We start from the raw sequence: 22,122 nt of genomic DNA, 5'->3' as shown, positions 1-22,122 counted from the left end.
GGAGCGGGGCCGCTGTCGTGTCCGGGGCCGAGTCTCCGCCGCGACGCGTCGCCGGCGCCGCTCTACAGATAGTCCCGCGCGACCATCTCCAGGGTCACGGCCATCGCGATCGCGGTCACCGCCAGCAGCGCCACGAGCACAAATAGCTGCATGATCGCCGCCGACACGACCGAGGCGCCGCCGAGGACCATGCCGACGAAGGCGCCCGGGATGGTGACCAGCCCGACCGAACGGGTCTGATCCAGGCCGGGAATCAACGCCGTGGCGGCCGCCTGTCGGCAGATCTCCAGGCGGGCATCGCGCGGGAGGAACCCCAGCGACAGGGCCGCCTCCACTTCTCCGTGGCGGGTGCCGAGTTCATCGTGCGCCCGCCGGCCCGCGAGGGAGGTGGTCACCATCGCGGCGCCCAACATGATCCCCGCGGTCGGGATGATCGCTATCCCGGTCGCCGGCAGCACACCGATGATCACCAGCAGCAACACGATGACCAGCGTGGGCGCGGCCGCAGGCACGAGACATCGTGCGGTTGTCCGCACCCGGGACAGGTCATGGGTGACCCGACCTGCCGACGTCCACGCCGCCGTCACCGCCATGACGGCCACGAACAACGCGGACGCCCACAGCCGCGGCATCACGGTGGCGAGCAGCGCGGCCAGGATCGCCAACTGCACCACCGCCCGGATCGCTGCCACCAATGTGGAGGTCGCGAACCCGCTGACGTGATTGACCGCCATCGCCAGAGCCACCAGCAGGACCATGGCCACTGCGAGGACGGGTCCGATATGCACCACGGCGTCGCCAATACTGTTCACTCGGTCAGTCCACCAGACCGATATCTCCCGGCAGGGGCTGCCGGTGGGGATCGCGCACGTGACGAACTCGAGCGGGCGGGAGAGGATATGGCGGTGCCACATTCAGCCACCTCGACGTACTTGCGCGACTTTGTCGGCGCCGCCACCGTCGCCGAATCCGTGTTCGCCTTGCGGCCCGACTACCGCGCGCTGCTGATCGCGGTCAGTGGCATCGAGCCGGCGCCGAGTGATGCGCACGGTGAGGAACTCCTCCGCCGCGCCGAGGTCGCCGCGCGCCGGGCGACCGAGGACATGCCCGTGGAGGACCAGCCGACGATCGCCGCGTGGCGAGATGCCTACCGCGCCTTCGGTGCCAAGCCGCAGCGCACCCGCAACAGCGTCGAAGCTCTGACCCGGCGCGCCGAGACCGGACTACCCCGGGTCAATCGGCTCACCGACATCTACAACGCGATCTCGGTGCTCCACCGGATTCCGGTGGGCGGCGAGGACCTGCTGCGATATGCCGGGTCACCGCGCCTGATTCGAGCCACCGGCGCCGAACCGTTCGACACCACGTCCGCCGGCGAGAGCGTTGTCGAGTTCCCACCTGCCGGTGAGGTCGTCTGGTGTGACGACGCCGGCGTCACCTGTCGGCGGTGGAATTGGCGGCAGGCGCGACGCACCCAACTGAGCGAGAGCACCACCTCGGCGCTGTTCATTCTCGACGCCCTCGCGCCGATGACCGATGACGAACTACACACCGCCGCCGATGAACTGGCCGAGCACGTGCGCGCGCTCGGACCATCGGTCCACGTCGAGCAGCGATTGGTGACGCGGTCGGATATCTGATGTCGTCGGGACCGTGGACCGGCCCGTGGTGCACCGATTACCGAGGACGACAGTCGGATGCTCCGGCCAAGGGGCCGTGCACCCATCGCTCGATCTCCGCCCGTGACGTCAGGCGCACGATTCGGCGCGGAGCTGCGGGGCCGAGCAGCCGCCGGTGGTAGCTATGCCTGGTGGAAATCGACCAGCGGACGATGTGATCGTCGTCGGTGAAGAAGGTGTAAAGCGGCCTCTCCAAATTGCCGTTCCAGAGCACCTCGCGGCGTATCCGTCGGCGCAGGGTCCGTCGGACGACGCGAGGGAACGTCGTTGTCCAGAACGGTAGGTCGAGCCAGACGAGCAGATCGGCGCGCTCGGCGATCAGCGGACGGGCCAAGCTGTACTGCCACTCGGTAACCCAGGCGTCGCGGGCCACCAAGGCGCGCACGTCCTCGGCGAACGACGGTCGCGGCTGCCAGTTCGGCCCGTGATACAGCCCGTCGATCTCGACATACTCGGCGTCGATAATCGCGGCGATCCGTCGGGCAAGGGTCGTCTTGCCGACACCCGAGACCCCGGCGACCGCCACCCGACGCGGCGCGTCCTGCAACGGATCATCGGCAGTCCACACAGCTGGACAGGCTACCGGTGGGGCCTGAGCGCACAGATATCGTGCCGGCTTGGACGAACAGTAGACGTGGTTGGAGTCGCATGTCCGAAGGCTCCGGGCAGCTGCACGTCATCACCCACGACGGCGTGGTGTTGGTCGACGAAGGGTTCGTCTGTTTGCGCCCCGGATTCGAGGGCGGGTGACACCCCCGGTCTCGCCGACCTGCCCGGGCCGCCGCCCATCGACGGGCTCCGCAGCCGTCGGTGAGCTAGTGCGGGAGCGCGGCGGTGACGACGTCCTCGAGCGCGGCGGCGGTGTGATCGAGGGCGCGGGTATCGCGCTGCGCCCGGCAGATCGCCACCGTCCCCTCGAGCGCCGCGACGATCAACGTGCCGGTCCGCGCGGCGATCTCCGGGTCCGCGCCGTGCTCGACGAGCGAACGCGCCAATAGGTCGCGCCACTGTTCGAACACCGCCGCCGCCGCCCGAACCGGCGCATCGTCCCCCTCGTCGGGCTCCTCGACCGAGACGGCCAGCACCGGACAGCCCGCGCGGAAGTCGCTGTCGGTGACGATGCGGCGCCAGACGGCGACGAAGGCGCGCAGACCGGCGATCGGGCCCTGCCGAAGTTCGGCCGCCAGGACCCGAGCGGTCAGATCCCCAGCGAACTGCACCGCCTCCGTCGCCAGCTGCGACTTTCCGTCCGGGAAGTAGTGATAGGTCGAGCCCAGGGGAGCGCCGGAACTCTTGGCGAGTTGGCGAATGCTCGCCGCACGAAGGCCGCGGCGACCGAGCAATTCGGCTGCGCCGGCGATCATCTGTCCCCTGCTGGGTGTGCGCGTCACGGCGACCCCTCCACCTCACTCCCTTGTCTATGACGGTCGTCTTAGAATACGCTTCGGCGAAGTTATAACAGGCGTTATAACTTCTGCGCGAGGAGACAACTGTGCCGATGATTCATCTCACCGCCCCGATCGGTGTCCTGACCGATCAGTCCCGGACGCAGGTGCGGGCATCGCTGTCCGCGACCCTGCTGAGGTGGGAGGGAGCGCCCGATACGGCCTTCTTCCGGTCGTTGGCGTGGGTGCGCATCGACGAGGTGCCCGCCGAGTCCTTCGGCAGCGTCGAGGATGATCTGCCCCGATTCAGAGTCGATGTCACCGTGCCCGAGGGGGCGCTGTCCGAGCGGCGGAAGGCCGGGCTGGTCGGTGACGTCACCGCCGAGGTGAGCGCCGCGGCGGGGCTCGACGCGTCGGACGTGCTGCGCGTCTGGGTCCTGATCCACGAGCAGCCGGAGGGGACGTGGGGAGCGGGCGGCGCGGTCATCCGCTTCGCCGACCTGCGGGCGGCCGCGGCCGGCGCGAGGGCCGGCAGCTGATGCGCGAACTGCAACTGATCGGCCCGCACCGGCTCGAATGGCGCGAGCGTCCGGACCCGACTCTGCGCGGGCCGCGCGATGCGATCGTGCGGCCGTTCATCGCCTCCCGGTGCGACGGCGACACCCTGCCGATCCACCGCCACGTCTCCCGGCCGATGCAGGCCGGTCTGCGGCTCGGGCTGATCGACCCGATCGTCGCCGGGATCTGCGGGAACGTCCCGTTTCGCGGGCCGTTCGGTATCGGGCACGAATGTGTTGCCGAGGTGGTCGCGTTGGGCGGCGAGGTCACCGGTTCGGCGGTGGGGGACATCGTGATCGTGCCCTGGGCGGTCTCCTGCGGCGACTGCGTCGAATGCCGGCGCGGACTGACGGCAAAGTGCTCGACGACCTCGGCGGGGGTCCTGTCCGCCTTCGGTTTCGGACCGGCCTCCGGGCCGTGGGGTGGCATGGTCGCCGATCTGCTGCGCATCCCGTTCGCCGACCACATGCTGGTCAAGGTGCCGGACGGTCTCGACCCGCTCCGGGTGGCCGCCGCGAGCGACAATCTGTCCGACGCGTGGCGCACCGTCGTACCGATGCTCGAACAGCGCCCGGGCGGGTCGGTCCTGGTCCTGGGCGGCGCCGCCCAGAGCATTGGCCTCTACGCCGCGGGCCTGGCCGTCGCGCAGGGCGCCGGGGTGGTCGACTATGTCGATCACCGGACCGAGCGGTTGGAGATCGCGGAGAAGCTCGGCGCCACCGCACATCGCGTCCCCAAGGGGAAGCTGCGGCTTTCCGATCTACCGGGCCGCAGCTACGATGTCGCCGTCGAGGGCACCTCCACCGCGGCGGGCATCGATGTCGCGATCCGCTCGCTCACCCCCGGCGGGCACTGCAATGCCGCCGGCTACTACCTGCCGCCGGGCACCAAGGTGCCGATCATGCACATGTACGGCAACGACGCCACCCTGCGTGTCGGCATCTCCCATGTGCGCCCGATCCTGCCCGCTCTGCTGGACTTCATTGCCCGAGAGGACTTCCCGGCGGAGGTGGTCACCACCCGGGTCGCCGACTGGGACGACGCCCCCGACGCCTACCGCGAGCGCACCACCAAGCTCGTCCTGCGGCGGCCGCGGCTGGGTGCCGCCTAGGAGTATGCAGAGGCTCGGAGTGTGCAGAGGATCTGCGACAGAGCCGCGGCGAGGAGATATACGCCTCGCCGCCTCGCTCTCACCGGTCCTCTGCACGACCCCCGTGTCGACCGGTGACAGACTGGGACGAGCGACCGAAACGATGCGCAGGTGCGGTCCGGTGCTAGCGTCCGGGACGAACGGATAGTCCCGTAAACAGATGAGGCGGAAGTATGCGGGCGACACGCGCCGGCGGTCCCAACGGGTCCGAGCACAGTTCGGGTCCTCCCGCCCTCGGCGGGCTCACCTCCGCCGAGGTCGCGGAGCGGGTGCGCGCCGGGCAGGTGAACGTCCTTCCGGCACGATCCGGTCGAAGCAACTGGGACATATTCCGCGCCAACGTTTTTACCCGCATCAATGCGATGCTCGGGGTGCTCTTCCTGCTGGTGGTGTTCACCGGTTCGCTGATCAACGGACTGTTCGGACTGTTGATCGTGTTCAACTCGGCGATCGGTGTCATCCAGGAGCTGCGGGCGAAGAGGACCCTGGACTCGCTCGCGATCGTGGGGCAGGCGCATCCGGTGGTGCGACGCGACGGACGGGCGATCGAAATCGCGCAGTCCGAAGTGGTACTCGACGATGTGATCGAGGTCGGTCCCGGCGATCAGATCGTGGTGGACGGTGAAGCCGTCGAGATCGACGCGTTGGAGATCGACGAATCACTGCTGACGGGCGAGGCCGACCCGGTCGACAAGCAGTTTGGCGACGAGATCCTGTCGGGCAGCTTCGTGGTCTCGGGGTCCGGCGCGTACTGCGCCACGAAGGTCGGCGCCGACGCCTATGCCGCGCGGTTGGCCGAAGAGGCGAGCAAGTTCACTCTGGTCAATTCCGAGCTGCGGGCGGGGATCAACCGGATCCTGCAGGTCATCACCTGGCTGTTGGTGCCCGCCGGCATTCTCACGGTGTTCAACCAGCTGGTGATCTCCCAGCAGGGACTCAACCAGGCGATCCTCGGGATGGTTGCGGCGCTTGTGCCGATGATCCCCGAGGGTCTGGTCCTGATGACGTCGATCGCGTTCGCCGTCGGCGTGGTGCGGTTGGGGCAGCGCAAATGTCTGGTGCAGGAGCTCCCGGCGATCGAAGGGCTCGCCCGGGTGAACGTCGTGTGCGCGGACAAGACCGGCACCCTGACCGAAAACGGGATGCGCTTTTCGGAGCTTCAGGTCCTCACCGGGGACCGAGCAGAGATCGAGAGCGCGCTGGCGGCGATCGCTGCACTGGATCCGCGCCCGAACGCGAGTGTCCAAGCGATCGGTGAGGCATATCCGGCGGCACCCGACTGGCGGGCTGCTGCGAACGCCCCGTTCAGCTCGGCGAAGAAGTGGTCGGGCGTGTCGCTCGCCGAGGGCGATACGTCACGGGGGAATTGGATCGTCGGAGCGGCCGACGTGCTGCTCGACCCCGATTCCGACACCGCGCGCCGGGCGACCGAGCTGGGTTCGAGCGGCTTGCGCGTGATGCTGGTCGCTACGACGGACCTGCCGGTCGATACCGATACCGGTGGGCTCGGTGCGCCCGGGCACCTGGTGCCCCGCGCACTGCTGACGATCGAACAGCGCGTGCGTCCCGATGCCGCCGACACGTTGGACTACTTCACATCGCAGGGCGTCGAGGTGAAGATCATCTCCGGCGACAATGCGGTGTCGGTCGGAGCGGTTGCCCATTCGCTGGGCCTCGGCCGGCCCGGCTCGTCGGTCGACGCTCGACGGCTGCCGACCGACGCCGACGCCTTCGCGAGCGCGGTGGCCGATGGGGTCACGTTCGGTCGGGTGCGCCCCGACCAGAAGCGTGCGATGGTCAAGGCGCTGCAATCCCGCGGAGACACGGTCGCGATGACCGGTGACGGCGTGAACGACGTCCTTGCGCTCAAGGAAGCCGATATCGGTGTGGCGCTGGGGTCGGGCAGTTCGGCCGCCCGATCGGTGGCGCAGATCGTGTTGTTGGACAACAAGTTCGCCACCCTCCCCTTCGTTGTTGGTGAGGGGCGCCGGGTAATCGGGAACATCGAACGGGTGGCCGGCCTGTTCCTGACGAAGACCGTCTACGCGGTGTTGCTGGCCTGGCTGGTCGGCCTCGCCGGAGTGGGGGCAAAGGTCTTCGGGTTCGCTCCGATCTCGTATCCGTTCCAGCCCATTCACGTCACCCTGGCGGCGTGGTTCACCATCGGCATCCCGGCCTTCGTCATGTCGCTGGCGCCCAACAATGAGCGGGCCCGGACCGGATTCGTGGGCCGTGTGTTGCGACTGGCGGCGCCGTCCGGTGTGGCGGTGGGCCTGGCGACCTTCCTGTGCTACCTGATGGTCAACCCCGGAGGATCCGGCCCGTCCCTCGGCGACAAGACGACGGCCATGAGCGTCGAGCAGGTCCAGGCGTCTACCGCCGCCCTGATCACATTGCTCGTCGGCTCGCTGTGGGTATTGGGAATCATTGCCCGCCCGTACAACTGGTGGAAAGTCGTGCTCGTGGCGTTCTCGGTGCTGTTCTACGTGGTGCTGTTCACCATCCCCATCGCGCAGGAGAGGTTCTTCCTCGACATCGGTGATCCGCAGAAGGTTGTAACCGGCTTCGCCTTCGGGATTCTGGCGATCATCCTGATCGAGGTGTTCCGCAGGGTCACGCCCGCGTTGCTATCGGCCAGACGCGGCGCGGACTCCACGATGGCGTAGGGGAGGGACCCGGGGCGACAGCTCCACCGCTTCGGTCCTTGCCGACGATATAGATGACTGTCAATATAGATAGATGTCAATACGGACGTCGGGTGATGTGGCCGTCCGGTTGAAGGCGCTCGCGGACCCCGTCCGCCTGCGCCTCCTGCGGGAGATCGGAGATCGACCCGGCGGCGAATCGTGCGTCTGCGACCTGCTGGACGTGGCCGACGTGTCCCAGCCGACGCTGTCGCACCATCTGAAGATCCTGCGCACCGCGGGGCTGGTTGCCGGCGATCGGCGCGGCACCTGGGTGTACTACCGGCTGATTCCGGAAGCGGTGATCGAGGTGGCGGAACTGCTGGCCGATATCGCGACGGTCTCCGGTGTCGCCGAGGAGTGCCGATGACCGAACGGCCGCCGGCCCGGCTCCCACTTCTGGACCGGATGCTGCCGGTGTGGATCGGCCTGGCCATGGTCGTGGGACTTGGTGTGGGGCGGCTCATCCCCGCGGCGGGCGACGTTCTCGGCGCGGTCGAGGTGGGCGGAATCTCGCTGCCGATCGCCGTCGGGTTGCTGGTGATGATGTACCCCGTCCTGGCGAAGGTCCGCTACGACCGGCTCGGTGCGGTGACGGGGGACCGGCGCCTGCTGGTGGGCTCGCTACTGCTGAACTGGGTGGTCGGCCCGGCCGTCATGTTTGCGCTGGCTTGGCTGCTGGTCCCCGACCTGCCGGAGTACCGCACCGGTCTGATCGTCGTCGGGTTGGCCAGATGTATTGCGATGGTGATCATCTGGAACGACCTGGCGTGCGGTGATCGTGAGGCGGCGGCCGTCCTGGTGGCCATCAACTCGCTGTTCCAGGTGGTGATGTTCGCGGTCCTCGGCTGGTTCTACCTGTCGGTTCTGCCGGGATGGTTGGGCCTCGAGACCACCGATATGGCGACGTCGCCGTGGCAGATCGCGCTCTCGGTGTTGGTCTTCCTCGGTCTGCCGCTCGTCGCGGGATTCGTGACGCGGCGGCTGGGGGAGCGGACGCGGGGTCGCGCCTGGTACGAGGGGCAGTTCCTGCCGCGAATCGGTCCGTGGGCGCTGTACGGGTTGCTCTTCACGATCGTGGTGCTCTTCGTTCTACAGGGTGAACAGATCACCTCTCGTCCGTGGGACGTGGCGCGGATAGCGGCGCCGCTGCTGGCGTACTTCCTGATCATGTGGGGCCTCGGGTACGCCTACGGCGTGGTGGCCGGTTTGGGGTATGCCCGTACCACGACGGTGGCATTCACCGCTGCGGGCAACAACTTCGAGTTGGCGATCGCCGTGGCCATCGGTACCTGGGGTGCATTGTCCGGTCAGGCTCTGGCCGGCGTCGTGGGCCCGTTGATCGAAGTGCCGGTGCTGGTCGCGTTGGTGTACGTCTCGCTGGCGCTGCGGCGGCGGTGGTCGATCGGTTCGTCGGATGACGCGCCGGCCGATCGGGCGAAACTGGGGGAGTCGACATGAACGAGCCGTCCGTCCTGTTCATCTGCGTCTCGAACCGCGGCAAGTCCGTCATGGCCGAGACGCTCATGCGCCGACGCCACGGGACTCTGGTTGTGGCTTCCTCCGCGGGAACGAACGCCGCGCTCGGCGGAACGGTCAACGACCTGTCCGCACGGGTGCTCGAGGAGATCGGCGCGCCGGTGGATGCACACGAACCTCGGCAGGTGACCGACGATCTGATGGTGGCCGCCGACCTGGTGGTCATCGTCGGAACCGCGCACCTCGACGCCCCGCCGGGCGTTCCGGTCGAGGTATGGGCCGTCGACGAACCGTCCGAGCGCGGGATCGACGGAGTCGCACGCATGCGCCTGATCCGCGACGACATCGCCGCTCGCGTCGACGATCTGGCCACCCGCCTGCACACCTGAGGCGGGCATGACCGACCGGCCACCGGGTGCGCGTCCACAACACGGTGCCACAGAGCGACGGCACGGCATATATGTCCGCGGCGGTGCTCTGGGAGCCGTCTTGTGGACACCATCGCGATCATGGCGCGGGCGAACGCAGTGCCTGCCACGCATCCATTATTACGTCACTGTGACGTATTATCCGGTCGCAACTGGTTTGTTGCGCAGGGGATTTGATATCGAGGCGTGGCCGGCTACCGGTCCTGCCTGATCTCGGGCCCGGCAAGCGGGTCCCGCAGGAGTCCGGGGCCGGTGACGCGTCGCGTACCGCAGGTCAGGCCGAGCGTTTCGATGCGGCCGGGCCGGGATGGCCCATTCGGATAATCCGTCGACCACCCGGGTGTGTCGGGTCGACCCATCCGACGCCCGGGTCGACCCGACGTCCCGTGGAACGACAGCGCGGCATCCGGGAACTGCGCATGTGCGCGGAATCTACATGCGTGCAGCCGTTGCGGTGTGCATCGAAACGTGCGCGACCAGCCCCTCTCGCCCCTGCTCCACTTAGCCGATAATATACATTATGTTAAGTACACCACTGCATATTGCATCAGATGAATCACAGCTAGACCATCGCCAGCTCCCACGGCGACTTCATCAAAGGCGTAGTCCGCCATTGGATTTCCGCCTCGTCACGCGCCCTCCGGGAAGCTCGTGCCACGGTCGTAAGGTCACCGTCGGGTATCGTGCGCGAGTCGCTGACCTGGAGCCTTGACTTGATGATGCATCCGATGAATCATTGATGCAACAGATGAGATAGTTAGTGGAGGCTCCTCATGGCGGTGGACGACGTTGGTCGCGCGTACCTCGTTAGTGCTGTCCGTCCGCTGCATCCTGAGGAACAGAGTCTCGCCGAGATGCTTCAGGGATGGCGCAACCAACAACTCAGTCGCAATCTTCGCTTCGAAACGATCGACGCCCGGATCAAGCAGGTTGAGCGGTTTGTACAACACTCGAACGAGCATCCGTGGACCTGGACAGTGGCGATGGTCGACGAGTTCTTCGGCGATCTACGATCCATCCACAATCTGTCGCAGTCGTCCATCCGGTCCTACCAGGTAGGGCTGCGGCAGTTCTGCTCCTACGTCGCCAATCCGGACTACGGCTGGGACCGCGTCTGCGAGGAACTCTTCGGTACGCATCCCTCGCAGGTCTTCTTCGACTGGAACACCGCGCAGCACGTCCAGGAGAACGAATCGCGGCCGGACAAACGCGCATTCACCAAGCGCGAGATTCAGGACTTCTTCGACCACGCCGATGAACAGGTTTCTGCGGTCTCGGCATCAGGTCGTAAGGGATGGCTCCCCGCATACCGAGATTCGGTGATGTTCAAGCTCGCATACTCTTACGGTCTGCGGTTCAACGAATTGGCGCACCTCCAAACCGTCGACTTCGCTCGAAACCCCCACGCGAAAGAGTTCGGCAAGTACGGGCTCGTCAACGTGCGTTATGGCAAAGCCAAGAAAGGCTCACCTCCCAAGCGCCGCGGCGTTCTCACCGTCTTCGATTGGACTCCCGAGGTCATCGCAGATTGGCTCGAGAACGGCCAGCCCCACATGGACGATGGAATCGACCTGTTCCCCAGCGAACGAGGAAATCTAGTATCGGAGACCACTCTCATCCGCCGATTTCGCCGGTACTGCGATGACCTCGACCTCTCGTCCGGACTCGACCTTCACTCCTTCCGACGTTCGTACGCGACACACCTACTTGAAGACGGCTGGGACTCGATGTTCGTCCAACACCAAATGGGACACGAACACGCATCCACCACCGCCATCTACAGCTGCGTGAGCAGCGACTATCGCACCCGAACCCTCCGCACCGCGCTCGATGCGACGATCTCTGCCGCACTCTCGGCCACCGAGAATGGTGGAGCATCGTGAAACGCGATGTCGACTACACCTGGCGGCTCGCCGAGCTCATGGCCGGAAACCAAATGCACAACAGCACGGACCTCATCCCCCGCCTCCATGAGCGCGGAATCACACTTTCCCGGCCACAGGTCTACCGGTTGGTCCACCAACGTCCCGAGCGCGTGTCACTCAAACTCATTGCCGCGCTCTGCGACATCTTCGACTGCGGCCCAGAGGATCTAGTCACCGTGACAGCCGCCAATGCTCGCAAGAAGGCAGCCAGTGCCGGCCGAGAGAACGTCGTCGAATTGAACAAGTCTGTCCGTCCACGACGAGCGAGGATTGTCAGTGACGACGATTGAACCACGCCGACGCAACACTGTTCGCGGGCGGCCTCAAGCAACCGACGGCGATCTTCAGTGTGCTCGCTGTGACCGCCACATGCGCAAGGCCGCAGTCACATGGCCAGACGGCAAAATCTGCAACTCGTGCTACTACGACGCCACGAACCTCTACGGCACCTGTCCCAGTTGCGGAATGAACCGAATGCTCCCGGGTCGCCTAGACATCGGCGAACAGCCCGTCTGCCGCGGCTGCGCAGGAATCAGTCAGAATTATCAATGTCTGACTTGTGAGCAGGAAGCACGCCCCTACCGTCGGGGTAGCTGTGCGCGCTGCGCACTGCGATCCGATCTAGAACGCGACCTCTTGCGCGACGGTTCACCGGACGGCATCAAGACCCTTATCGATGCGCTATGCGGCGCCGACCGGCCAGAGAGCATCCTTACCTGGAAGCGTTCCGGCAAAGTGCAGAACCTCCTGTCAGCGATTGCCTCCGGAACGACACCACTCAGCCATGACGGTCTTGATCAGTTTGAACCAAGCGGCAAACATGTTGAGCACCTTCGATCAGTTCTCCTGCATCACAAGGCTATTCCCCCGCGCGACAAGTACATCGCACTGTTCGAGCGATGGCTGGACGAGAAGCTCACGCACGTTGACGAACCTGACATCGAGCGACCTGTTCGTCAGTTCGCTACCTGGCATCATCTACGCAGGATCAACGAAATTGCGCTGGCCGGAAACTCAACACGCGGGCCAGTTCACTCGTCCAAGCAAGAGATCACGGAGACTCTGAAGTTTCTTCAGTGGCTTCACGACGAGCACGGGCGCACGATCGCGACGTGCGTCCAGCAGGACGTAGACCAATGGGTGACTGCTGGCCCGACGACACGCCACTTGATCCGGACTTTCCTTGTGTGGTGCGCGAACTCACGCATCAATCGTTCAGTGTCCCTCGGGTTTCGTCAGGCCAAGTCCGTACGACTGCTCACGCAAGAGCAACGACTCGCGTGGATCCGAGAACTCCTCGACGGCGACAGTGAATCACTTCCCTACCGCGTGGCCGGTACCCTGCTGCTTCTTTATGCTCAGCCGCTCGTAAAGATCGCCGAGCTACCCATGGCGAAAGTGATCGTCTCGCCCGACGGTCTTGCTTTGCAGCTGGGGGTGACGCCCTCCCCTGTCCCAGCCCCCTTCGACTCGCTTCTTCGACAACACATCACCCAACGTCACAACCTGCGAACTAGCGGATCAGACAGTCCGTGGCTCTTTCCTGGCTACAGACCTGGAGAACACCTGCACCCCAACACCGTGATGATCCGACTCCGCGATCTCGGGATCAACCTGCTCGGCGCACGAAACACTGCAATTCGGGAACTCGTCACTCAAGTCCCAGCCCCGGTCGTCGCAGAGATGCTTGGGTATAGCGACCAGGTGACGCAGAAACACGCTGACCTCGCTTCCGAGCCGTGGGGCAGATATGCCAGCGCACCGAGGCCAGGCTCATGACGGTACAACGGGATCGCATCCTCGATCAACAGGTTGTGCTTCTCACGCGGCGACGGCCAAGGAAGCTCGGGCGCTGTTCTCCGTCTGACGACCAGGACAGCTACGTTCAGCTTCGATCGAGATGTAAGGAGCGCTGACCCGCGTGACACGGATCTTCGACAACATCAAGTTCAACCTTGGGACGCACCTTCAGCAGTCGCTGCAGGTGTCGGACCGGATGGACGTCGCGGTCGGCTACTTCAACCTTCGCGGCTGGGGTGCGTTTGACTCCCTCGTCCGGGAGAAGGTCGCCGCTGGCTCAACCGGTCCGGTTGTGCGAATCCTGATCGGGATGGTTATGACCGGCCCGCAGCAGGAAACGTTGGAAGATCTACAGGCCGGGGTCGACGGCAAACCTCGGCCGGACGCTGACGCGAACGCAGCCCGTGAACGCAAGGCACAGCTGCTCGAACAGCTACGCACACAGCTGATGCGAGGGCTTCCGACCAACGCAGATCGTGCGGCGTTGCAGTCGCTGCGGGATCTTCTCGCCCAGGGCGCAGTGGAGATCAAGGTGTTTACCCGCCGGCCCCTGCACGGAAAGACCTACATCTGTCACCGGCAGGACCTGAATAACCCGATCACCGGTTTTGTCGGTTCTTCCAACCTTACGGCCCCCGGCCTCACCCACAATCTCGAACTCAACGTCGACGTCCTCGATACATCCGGCGCCGAAACACTTGCGCAGTGGTTCGAAGACCGCTGGAACGACCGGTTCAGCCGGCCGGTCACCGCCGACGTGCTTGACCTGCTCGACGAATCCTGGGTCCGCAAAGAGCCCCGCCGCCCGTACGAGGTGTTCTTGAAGGTTTGCTACGACCTCTCTCGCGACGTACGCGAGGGTTTGGCCGAGTACTCGGTGCCCTCCGAGATCAGCAAGCAATTGCTGGACTACCAGGCCACCGCGGTGCAGACACTTGCACGCCGAATCATGACTAAACGCGGCACCATGCTCGGCGACGTCGTCGGACTAGGTAAGACCCTCACCGCAATCGCGGTCGCGTTGATGCTGCGAGATGAGCACGGATACATGCCACTCGTGGTGTGCCCGAAGAACTTGGTCTCAATGTGGGAAGAGCACTTTGAAGCATACGACCTGCATGGTCGGGTCGTCCCCTACAGCATGGCGCACACGATCCTGCCCGAACTGCGGCGGTATGCGTTCGTCATCGTCGACGAATCCCACACCCTGCGCAACGACACCCGCCGCGACTACAAGGCGATCCAGGACTACATCCACGTCAACGACAGCAAGGCACTGCTGTTGACCGCCACCCCGTACAACATCCGGTTTCAAGACGTGGCGAACCAGCTAGCCCTGTACGTCGACGATGACGACGACCTCGGAATCGCCCCGGTCAACGCACTGTCCGCCGACCCACGCCTGGCGGACAAGGTCGACGGCAAAACGACCACAATGGCGGCATTCCGACGATCGGAGGACCCCGACGACTGGAAGCGGTTGATGAGCGAACACTTGGTGCGGCGCACCCGCACCTTCATCAAGAACAACTACTCACTTACGGACGAGAACGGCCGCCAGTATCTCGAGTTCGCAAACGGCACCCGCTTCCAGTTCCCGCAACGCATCCCAAAGCCTGTCGATCACTCCTTCGGACCCGAAGATCCAGCCGTGCTAATGGCCAGCGACACCACCCTCGACGCCATGACCAAACTGATCCTGCCCCGCTACGAACTCGGCAGCTACATCTCAACGACCGTCCAACTCCGAGAATCGGAGAAGGAGTTCGTCGACAATCTCGCCCGCGGACGCGGTAACGTCGCCGGGTTCGTCCGCACCACGTTCTACAAGCGCTTGTCCTCGTGTGGGCACTCGTTCACCCTCTCGCTCAAACGGCACATCGCACGCAACGAATTGTTCTCGTACGCAATCGACAACGACCTGGCGATACCGACCGGAACCATCACCGAGAACACCTTCGGTGAAGACGAAGACCCGAACAACGACAAGATTCCTACCGCGGACGAGGTGAGTCAAGAAGCTTCGCTGCGCTACGAGGCACTCCGAGAAGCGAATCCGGCGGGGCTAACCTGGGTCAGGCCAGACATCTTCACCAAAGATCTGCGTCAGGATCTGGCCACCGACACAAACACCCTCTGGTCCCTCCTTGCCAGCTATGGAAACTGGACGCCGGGACGGGACTCCAAACTCGACGCCCTTCTCACCCTGCTGAGCACCAAGCATCCGAACGAAAAGGTGCTGGTGTTTACCGAATACAAGGACACCGCCGACTACATCGGCGCCGCATTGCAAGCCGCTGGCATCACCAGGGTCGGGATCGCCACCGGTGACAGCGATGACCCCACCCGCCTCGCGCACCGCTTCTCCCCCCGCTCGAATACACTGCCCGGCCAGCAGACCGACACCACACCCGACAACGAGTTGCGAATCCTAATCGCCACCGACGTCCTCAGCGAAGGACAGAACCTACAGGACGCGCACATCGTGGTCAACTACGACCTGCCGTGGGCGATCATCCGGCTGATCCAACGCGCCGGCCGCGTCGATCGCGTCGGCCAGAACGCCGACACAGTCCTGCTGTACTCGTTCTTCCACGAGTCCGTCGACAATGTCATCTCCCTACGGCAACGCATCAGCGACCGACTGCACGCCAACGCCGAGGCATTCGGCTCCGACGAGCAGTTCTTCGGGAGCGACACCGAAGTCAAGGCCATCACCGACCTCTACAACGGCAACCTCGACGATCAAGATGCCGCCGACGACGTCGACGCCTCAAGCCTCGCCTACCAACGCTGGCACCAGGCGCAGAAGGACACCCCAGAACTCGCGGCAAAGATCGCCAGCCTCCCGGACATGATCTCGGCCACCCGCACCCGCCGCCTCTCAGACACCAATGACGGCGTGATCTGCTATGTAAGAACAGAATCCGGCATCGACGGGTTCGGATCCGCCACCGCCGACGGGCAGACCAGTCTGCTCACCGGCCATGAGGTGCTCCGGGCTTTCGAAGCCACTCCCGAAGAACGCGGTCTCGAACACGCCGACGACCACGACAGTCTCCTCGAAACGCTCGTTCGCGGCGACCTGGCCAACCCTCACGTTGCGGCTGGCAGGCCACGTGGAGTACGCCGCACCCTGTGGAACCGGCTTAGCGTAACCCTCCACAATCACGCCGCCGACACCGAACTCGCCCTCGAAGCGCTGTACCAGCATCCCCTGATGAAGGACGCCGAGCACCGCCTGCGCCGGGCGGTCCGAAACGGCGCTGACAACGACGACCTGACCGCCCTAATCACCGCCCTTCACAAGGATGGGCAGCTCGTCATCGCCACTCGCACCGGCAAAGATCCGATCCGCATTGTTTCCAGCATGGGAGTTCGTTCGTGACTAGCACCCGCCTACTCGACCTCGTCGACACACGGGAATTCCGCACCCTATTCATCGACGAGCTCGGCTGGAACAACCCAGACCGCCCCGACCTCGCAATCGAGGTCGATGACGAGATCTTCTCACTCACGCAGGTCGCCGGCTACAAGGGACTGCGCATCTGGCACTGTCCAGTGCTCCCGCCACGCAAGACACAGCGAATGATCGACGTGCTCGTGGGCAAGGACAACCACGAACGCCTCGTCATCTTCAGCAACGAGCGCCGACAGGAATGGCGCTGGCCGCGACGCGCCCAGCTCGGAAGCGCCAACGCCAAACTCCTCGTCCACGAACACCACGTCGGTGACCAGGCCACACACCTGACCGACCGGTTACAAGCGATCGAACTCGACTTCGATACCGACATCACCCTCGTCGCCCTACTCGACAAGATGCGTGACGCCTTCGACCACGAAGCCGAAACCGCATCCGTCGCCGCCGCCCGACTTATGGGCACCCTCTACACCGAACTCGAAGCCGCTGGCGTCGGCGAACACGACGCCACCCTGCTCCTTGCCCGGCTGCTATTCCTGCTGTTCGGTGACGACGCGGACATGTGGAAGCCGGAGGGACTGTTCGAGCGGTACCTACGTGAAAGCACGACCGCGGCCGATCTTCACAAGGATCTGCAGGGCTTGTTCGAGATTCTCGACACTGATGAGAAGCAGCGCCAGCTTCGCGCAGACAGCCCATATGCGGCGTTTCGATACATCAACGGTGGACTTTTCGGAGATCCACTACGGCTGCCCGCGCTGACCTCGGCGTTCCGTGATGCGCTGATCGCGGCGTGCGAGTTCGACTGGTCAATCATCTCGCCCGCAGTGTTCGGGTCGATGTTCCAAACCGTCAAGAGCAAGGAAGCCCGTCGGCACGGCGGCGAGCACTACACGACCGAAGCGAACATCCTCAAGACAATCGAGCCGCTGTTTCTCGACGACTACCGGGATCGCCTCAAGCGGTCGTGGGACGACAAGGGCCAGCTCACACGTCTCCATAATGAGTTGGGACAGCTGCGGTTCCTCGACCCAGCCTGCGGATGTGGCAACTTCCTCGTCGTCTCCTACCGCGAGCTACGCTCTCTCGAACTTGAGATCCTGCGCCGGCGCCGCGACCTCGACATGCTCGACGGAACTGCCACGGGCGTGGACCGTGCGCAACTGACGTTCGACGTCACGGCCGACATACAGGTCACCCTCGACCACTTCTACGGCATCGAGATCGACGAGTGGCCTGCCCGCATCGCCGAGACCGCGATGCTGCTCGTGGATCACCTCGCCAACCAGCAAATGGAACTGGAGTTCGGCGTCGCACCCGACCGCCTACCTATCACCATCGCGTCCAAGATCAAGCAAGGAAACGCGCTGGAAATCGACTGGACAGCGGTACTTCCGTCCAGCGAAAAGGTGATCGTCTTCGGAAACCCACCTTACGCTGGCCAAAAGGAACGCACCCCAGCACAGACTGCCGACCTCCGGACCGCCCTGGGGCGAGACTACAACGGCAACCTTGACTACGTTTCGGCATGGTTCCGGAAAGCGTCAGAGTACCTCACAGCCCCGAACTGCCGGTTCGCGTTCGTCGCCACCAGCTCGATCTGCCAGGGCCAGTCAGTCGCGCCGCTGTGGCCCCCCATCCTGAATTCGGGGTGGACGATTGGATTTGCACACCGTCCCTTCGACTGGGACTCCGAGTCCGACAACCCGGCTGGTGTTCACGTCGTGATCGTCGGACTGGTACGGGCGACTAAGCTCATCGAGCGCAAGCTGTTCCGCTACCCCGCCAACGGCGTAGGGAAGCCGGAGGTTCGGAGCGTCCGAAATATCAATCCTTACCTACTGGACGCCCCAAATGTCGCCGTCCGCGCATCGCGGAAACCGGTACCTACCCACTTGCCGCCACTGGTCGAGGGGAACAAATTATGGGACTTCAACAACCTCGTCGTGAAGCCTGAGGCTCTCCCCGCCTTTCAAGCAGACCCCATCGCGTCCAAGTTCATCAGGCCGCTACTCTCCAACACCACCCTGCTGAAGGGAAAGCCACGGTGGGTTCTGTGGCTACGCGACGCAGACCCGGACGACTGGGCTGGCAGCGAGCTGATTGAGGAGCGACTGCGAGAGGTCAAGAAGCGGCGCACTGACAGCTCAGATGCGGAGGCGAACCGTAAGGCGTTGACCCCGCACCTGTTCACCAACTACCGCCAACCCTCCGAGCCTTACCTGGCTATCCCAAAGGTCACAAGCCACAGTCGCCTCTACCTGCCCGCAGGGCACTCGACTCCCGATGTCGTCGTCAACAACACACTGTTCACGGCCCCCGACTCGGACGGATTCATCTTCGCCATCGCCGGATCCCGAATCTTCGCGGTGTGGCAACGACTTGCGGGCGGGCACACGCGCGCGGACAGTAACTTCTCGAACACCCTGGTCTGGAACACTTTTCCAATCCCGCAGTCCGATAGTGGCTTTCGAGCTGCGGCGATCGCCGCGGGAAGAGAAGTTCTGGAAGTAAGAAAGATGTTCCCGGGCAAAACGTTGGAAACACTCTACGATGCCAATGGAATGCCCAGCGAACTCCTGTCCGCGCATCGAAGGCTTGATGCAATCGTCGAGAAGCACCTCGACGTCGACATTCGTGACGTCGAGCAATGCGAAGTACTACTGTTGTCCCGCTACGCCCGAATGATCGGAGAGGGAACAGGGAAGTCGAAGGGGCGAGTCTGACAGCGTCCGCCTCGGCAACGCCAACACTGTCAAAAGACCCAACGCCTCGCGTGAACAACCTCTGGCTGCTGTCCTATAAGCCTATAGGCATGCACAGCTCTACCGCACCACACAGGCGATCACCAAACCCAACGCGGCAACCGGAAAATAGAAGATCCCGACTGACCATGAAAGCCAAACGCTTGGACCTGGCAGCAGCCGATTGATCCAGCGTGGCGTTCCTGGCGGCCAATCACCCTTCTCCTTGGATGGCACCTCAGATGGCAGATCGTCCGGTTGAAGAGAAAAGCTCTCGATGTCGTACCGCCCTGAGGCAACCGCCTTATAGAGGCTTCGGAAGCGCTTCTCCTGCCGCAGGTAGTTGGCGTCCAGATAGGCGAAAAGCAGAGTGGCCCCGAGGCCGAGTAGAGCAACGGAGTCGGCCCTGCGGGTGAGGGCGTAACCGTATGCGGCAGTGACCACAGGCAGAAGCCATGCCTTCGCGTTTGACGACGCTGCGGACATGCGCGTGACGACGGCCTGGATAAAGTCGAGATGTTTCCGTCTATCCTCGGAGTCTGGGCTTGGAGGTTGCGTGGTCATCGGGTGTCGATTCTCCGACAAGCCTGTCGAACTCGCTCCTGCATCAGATCCTTTGCCTGCTCTGTGTAATCCGTCTCGTTGGGCCAGATAGGTCCCATCGCGTCGCCATCCCATCGTGGGACAAGGTGCACATGGAGGTGGAAGATCGTTTGTGTTGCGACCTCTCCATTCGATTGGATGATGTTCAAACCTTTCAACTCCGTCGCCTCACGGACAGCTGATGCGACCCGGACAGTAGCGCGCGCTAGATGCGTCGCAATATCCTCGTGCAGTGACCAGATATCTGGAATGTGCTCGCGAGGTGCGACCATTGTGTGCCCCAGTACTGCAGGCTCGGTGGGAAAGAACGCTATGACGTGCTCGTCACGGTAGACCTCCCGAGCGTCCAGATCGTCGCGTCGAACGATGTTGCAAAATGGACAGTCACGATGACTTGTAGGCACGGGAATTCACCCAATCCTCCAAGTTGTCCTGGATCGTTCGGTAGACGGCTTTGCTGTCGCCGCCGCTCGGGTTGATGACCTCTACGTAGTCCGCCATCGTGCCGCCGCCCGTCATAGAAATGGCGGCAAACGGGTCATCGCCCCACGAGGACGCGTATCCATCCTTGTCCAGGAGATTGTGAATACGGACTCCCAGCAGGGGACGATGGTCGTTCCACCCCTTGATAATCTCGTGTTTGACCCAGCGGCTATCTGCCGTGCTCGCGCCCACGAGGACGATAACGGCCTTCGTGTACGACATCTGCTCATGAATCCACTTCTCGATGGCGGCGTCAGTCTTATAGCGCACGGACTCCCAGTCCTGCGGAGTGAAGGCCGAACCTCCGGAAACTGCACCCATGTTCATTACTTGCTGGACACGCCAGTTGTCGGGCTCGTACTGGAAACTGAAGAATACTGACTGCGCCATCGCGACTCCCACTCGTCGTCCCCGTCAATCGGGCTCACCGACATCCAAGCAGACGGGGCCGACATTCTGTTCGCCTCCGTCGGTCCGAACATAGCGATTCAGATCGCCTTGGCTGGCGAATTGACTACGGCTCACGCATTCGACGGCTAGCGTAGCGAGCCCCCGGTTCGCATGGGCCTACTCGCCACGAACGCCCTCGAGATCCAGGCCGCTGGCCGTGATCGCCTACCTCCGGTACGGGGGGATCCCATCCCTACTGAGATTATGCAGCGATCGAATATGCAGGGTTACCAGTAGTGTCGACTTCATCTTCGCCGGGCTTCCGCTGCCATCCGTGTCGGATGACACGGTAGATGAGAGTTTGACACCATAGATGGGAGTGAGTGACAACAATCTGGGAGTCGTGTTCCTCAGCCATGAACAACGCTCCAGTAGGTCTCCACTGCGTGCCGACTGAAGCTGATTCGACTTTCTCACCCCCGCTGCGCCAGTTTCGGCTACAACAACCGACGACTAACCAACCAACAACCAATAGGGGGTCAACTTTCAACCGTCGAAAAGGGGTCACATTTCAACCGTCGTTGACAGAGGGAAATGACGCACGCACGGTCCGTGGTCCTGACCCACGAACGACATGATGTCGGTGATGACGACTAGGGTTCCAAGTTATGCTTCGCAGACTTGATGTCAGATCCCGTTGGCGGTCGCTGGATAAGGGCTTCTGGGCTGAGGAACTTCCGGCCGGATCTAGGACCGTCGTCTACGGCCACAACGGCAGCGGAAAATCCACTCTGTCGGAGTTGCTCCTGAGCGTGGCTGAGGGCAGCTCAGTGGCAGACGTCATCTGGGAGGACCGCCAGCGGCAGCGGACGAGCATTGCGGAGGGCGATTCGAGTCCAGCCCCTACCATGGCCGTCTTCACTCGCAGGTGGGTGGACGCGAACCTATCGGCGTTCCTCGCTGGTGCCAGTGCATCGGCGATCGTCACACTGGGTCGCGAGGCGATTGACGCCAAGGAAGAGGAAGAGCGCCTGCGACTTCTGCAACCGCTACTCCCACGGTGAGGGGAGCGAGACTGTCGACGTACTGGACGCTCGCGCCGTTCACGGGCAGATCCGGCGTTGCATGGAGTTCCTCCGAGCCGCCGATGCCGAACATTTCGAGCGCATGTACAAGGCGACAGATGTTGACTCAACGACGTTAGACTAGAGCGGCGACCCCCAACGACTCCAACCATGCTGGCATTGAGGTCCGCGCAGGCGTCAATTCGTCGGAACTCTCGTTTCAAGCGTCACGCGAACGTTCTACTTGACTGGATCGATCGAAGTCAGAGACTCCCAGATTGCTGGCAGCACTACCACTTTCAGTGTCCACCGACAATCCGCGTCTCTCA

At 63.7% G+C, this 22,122-nt stretch carries 19 protein-coding genes; 13 read left to right on the top strand and 6 right to left on the bottom strand.

Annotated elements, in window-relative coordinates:
* Positions 1 to 62 precede the first annotated feature (62 nt).
* Positions 63 to 812: an ABC transporter permease gene (locus MB1_RS10540; RefSeq protein WP_066906519.1), complete on the bottom strand. Its 750-nt coding sequence runs from the start codon at positions 810 to 812 to the stop codon at positions 63 to 65.
* Positions 813 to 905: 93 nt separating this feature from the next.
* On the opposite strand from MB1_RS10540, the gene MB1_RS10535 reads away from it, so the two are divergent.
* Entirely contained in the window at positions 906 to 1,640 is a 735-nt protein-coding gene (locus tag MB1_RS10535) for a B3/B4 domain-containing protein (RefSeq protein ID WP_218000224.1), read from the top strand.
* Positions 1,641 to 1,677: 37 nt separating this feature from the next.
* Here the strand turns inward: MB1_RS10535 and MB1_RS10530 are convergent, their stop codons facing one another.
* The gene (locus MB1_RS10530) at positions 1,678 to 2,247 is read right to left on the bottom strand and encodes a P-loop NTPase family protein (protein ID WP_245650124.1); all 570 of its coding nucleotides are present in this window, start codon (positions 2,245 to 2,247) and stop codon (positions 1,678 to 1,680) included.
* A 247-nt stretch (positions 2,248 to 2,494) separates the two neighbouring features.
* Positions 2,495 to 3,070 (bottom strand): TetR/AcrR family transcriptional regulator, encoded by a 576-nt coding sequence (locus MB1_RS10525; protein WP_245650123.1) that lies wholly within the window; start codon positions 3,068 to 3,070, stop codon positions 2,495 to 2,497.
* A 107-nt stretch (positions 3,071 to 3,177) separates the two neighbouring features.
* Here MB1_RS10525 and MB1_RS10520 point away from each other — a divergent pair, with 107 nt between their 5' ends.
* From MB1_RS10520 to MB1_RS10480, 11 genes are all read left to right on the top strand, one after another.
* The gene (locus MB1_RS10520) at positions 3,178 to 3,603 is read left to right on the top strand and encodes a tautomerase family protein (protein WP_369406862.1); all 426 of its coding nucleotides are present in this window, start codon (positions 3,178 to 3,180) and stop codon (positions 3,601 to 3,603) included.
* Positions 3,603 to 4,733: a zinc-dependent alcohol dehydrogenase gene (locus tag MB1_RS10515; RefSeq protein ID WP_066906510.1), complete on the top strand. Its 1,131-nt coding sequence runs from the start codon at positions 3,603 to 3,605 to the stop codon at positions 4,731 to 4,733. The genes MB1_RS10520 and MB1_RS10515 overlap by 1 nt, the downstream gene beginning before the upstream one ends.
* A 212-nt stretch (positions 4,734 to 4,945) precedes the next feature.
* A complete protein-coding gene (locus MB1_RS10510; protein WP_066906508.1) occupies positions 4,946 to 7,438 on the top strand; it encodes an HAD-IC family P-type ATPase in 2,493 nt (830 codons plus the stop codon).
* A gap of 73 nt (positions 7,439 to 7,511) precedes the next feature.
* Positions 7,512 to 7,826, top strand: coding sequence for an ArsR/SmtB family transcription factor (locus MB1_RS10505; protein ID WP_066906506.1), 315 nt, complete (start codon positions 7,512 to 7,514; stop codon positions 7,824 to 7,826).
* Entirely contained in the window at positions 7,823 to 8,917 is a 1,095-nt protein-coding gene (gene arsB / locus MB1_RS10500; RefSeq protein WP_066906856.1) for an ACR3 family arsenite efflux transporter, read from the top strand. Before MB1_RS10505 ends, arsB begins: the two co-directional genes overlap by 4 nt.
* Entirely contained in the window at positions 8,914 to 9,324 is a 411-nt protein-coding gene (locus tag MB1_RS10495; RefSeq protein ID WP_066906504.1) for an arsenate-mycothiol transferase ArsC, read from the top strand. The genes arsB and MB1_RS10495 overlap by 4 nt, the downstream gene beginning before the upstream one ends.
* Positions 9,325 to 10,136: 812 nt before the next feature.
* Positions 10,137 to 11,246 carry a tyrosine-type recombinase/integrase gene (locus tag MB1_RS10490; RefSeq protein WP_066906503.1) on the top strand — a complete coding sequence of 370 codons (1,110 nt, stop codon included), beginning with the start codon at positions 10,137 to 10,139 and terminating at the stop codon, positions 11,244 to 11,246.
* Entirely contained in the window at positions 11,243 to 11,578 is a 336-nt protein-coding gene (locus MB1_RS25045) for a helix-turn-helix domain-containing protein (RefSeq protein WP_084351432.1), read from the top strand. The genes MB1_RS10490 and MB1_RS25045 overlap by 4 nt, the downstream gene beginning before the upstream one ends.
* Positions 11,579 to 11,924: 346 nt before the next feature.
* A complete protein-coding gene (locus tag MB1_RS25040; protein WP_369406857.1) occupies positions 11,925 to 13,067 on the top strand; it encodes a site-specific integrase in 1,143 nt (380 codons plus the stop codon).
* 142 nt (positions 13,068 to 13,209) lie between these two features.
* Positions 13,210 to 16,476, top strand: a complete 3,267-nt coding sequence (locus tag MB1_RS10485; RefSeq protein WP_066906501.1) for a helicase-related protein — start codon at positions 13,210 to 13,212, stop codon at positions 16,474 to 16,476.
* Positions 16,473 to 19,235 (top strand): DNA methyltransferase, encoded by a 2,763-nt coding sequence (locus MB1_RS10480; protein ID WP_066906500.1) that lies wholly within the window; start codon positions 16,473 to 16,475, stop codon positions 19,233 to 19,235. Before MB1_RS10485 ends, MB1_RS10480 begins: the two co-directional genes overlap by 4 nt.
* A 99-nt stretch (positions 19,236 to 19,334) precedes the next feature.
* On the opposite strand, the gene MB1_RS26315 is transcribed toward MB1_RS10480, so the two are convergent.
* From MB1_RS26315 to MB1_RS10475, 3 genes are read right to left on the bottom strand one after another with little or no spacing between them, the layout of a single operon-like run.
* Complete coding sequence (locus MB1_RS26315; RefSeq protein WP_218000223.1) at positions 19,335 to 19,817, bottom strand: hypothetical protein; 483 nt, start codon at positions 19,815 to 19,817, stop codon at positions 19,335 to 19,337.
* The gene (locus tag MB1_RS26310; RefSeq protein WP_218000222.1) at positions 19,814 to 20,260 is read right to left on the bottom strand and encodes an HIT family protein; all 447 of its coding nucleotides are present in this window, start codon (positions 20,258 to 20,260) and stop codon (positions 19,814 to 19,816) included. The genes MB1_RS26315 and MB1_RS26310 overlap by 4 nt, the downstream gene beginning before the upstream one ends.
* Positions 20,241 to 20,729 carry a TIR domain-containing protein gene (locus tag MB1_RS10475; RefSeq protein ID WP_066906854.1) on the bottom strand — a complete coding sequence of 163 codons (489 nt, stop codon included), beginning with the start codon at positions 20,727 to 20,729 and terminating at the stop codon, positions 20,241 to 20,243. The genes MB1_RS26310 and MB1_RS10475 overlap by 20 nt, the downstream gene beginning before the upstream one ends.
* A gap of 668 nt (positions 20,730 to 21,397) precedes the next feature.
* On the opposite strand from MB1_RS10475, the gene MB1_RS26935 reads away from it, so the two are divergent.
* Entirely contained in the window at positions 21,398 to 21,793 is a 396-nt protein-coding gene (locus MB1_RS26935; RefSeq protein ID WP_157084004.1) for an AAA family ATPase, read from the top strand.
* Positions 21,794 to 22,122: the final 329 nt, after the last annotated feature.

This window comes from Millisia brevis NBRC 105863, from assembly GCF_001552615.1.
GTDB classification, from domain to species: Bacteria; Actinomycetota; Actinomycetes; order Mycobacteriales; family Mycobacteriaceae; genus Millisia; species Millisia brevis.
This window is presented reverse-complemented; position numbering and strand designations above follow the sequence as displayed.

Bases quoted from the DNA above. Each gene is read 5' to 3' on its own strand.
- MB1_RS10505 (WP_066906506.1), top strand. From the start codon at position 7,512: ATGTCAATACGGACGTCGGGTGATGTGGCCGTCCGGTTGAAGGCGCTC.
- MB1_RS10515 (WP_066906510.1), top strand. From the start codon at position 3,603: ATGCGCGAACTGCAACTGATCGGCCCGCACCGGCTCGAATGGCGCGAG.
- MB1_RS10510 (WP_066906508.1), top strand. From the start codon at position 4,946: ATGCGGGCGACACGCGCCGGCGGTCCCAACGGGTCCGAGCACAGTTCG.
- MB1_RS10490 (WP_066906503.1), top strand. From the start codon at position 10,137: ATGGCGGTGGACGACGTTGGTCGCGCGTACCTCGTTAGTGCTGTCCGT.
- MB1_RS26935 (WP_157084004.1), top strand. From the start codon at position 21,398: ATGCTTCGCAGACTTGATGTCAGATCCCGTTGGCGGTCGCTGGATAAG.
- MB1_RS10475 (WP_066906854.1), bottom strand. From the start codon at position 20,729: ATGGCGCAGTCAGTATTCTTCAGTTTCCAGTACGAGCCCGACAACTGG.
- MB1_RS10520 (WP_369406862.1), top strand. From the start codon at position 3,178: ATGATTCATCTCACCGCCCCGATCGGTGTCCTGACCGATCAGTCCCGG.
- MB1_RS26315 (WP_218000223.1), bottom strand. From the start codon at position 19,817: ATGACCACGCAACCTCCAAGCCCAGACTCCGAGGATAGACGGAAACAT.
- arsB (WP_066906856.1), top strand. From the start codon at position 7,823: ATGACCGAACGGCCGCCGGCCCGGCTCCCACTTCTGGACCGGATGCTG.
- MB1_RS10495 (WP_066906504.1), top strand. From the start codon at position 8,914: ATGAACGAGCCGTCCGTCCTGTTCATCTGCGTCTCGAACCGCGGCAAG.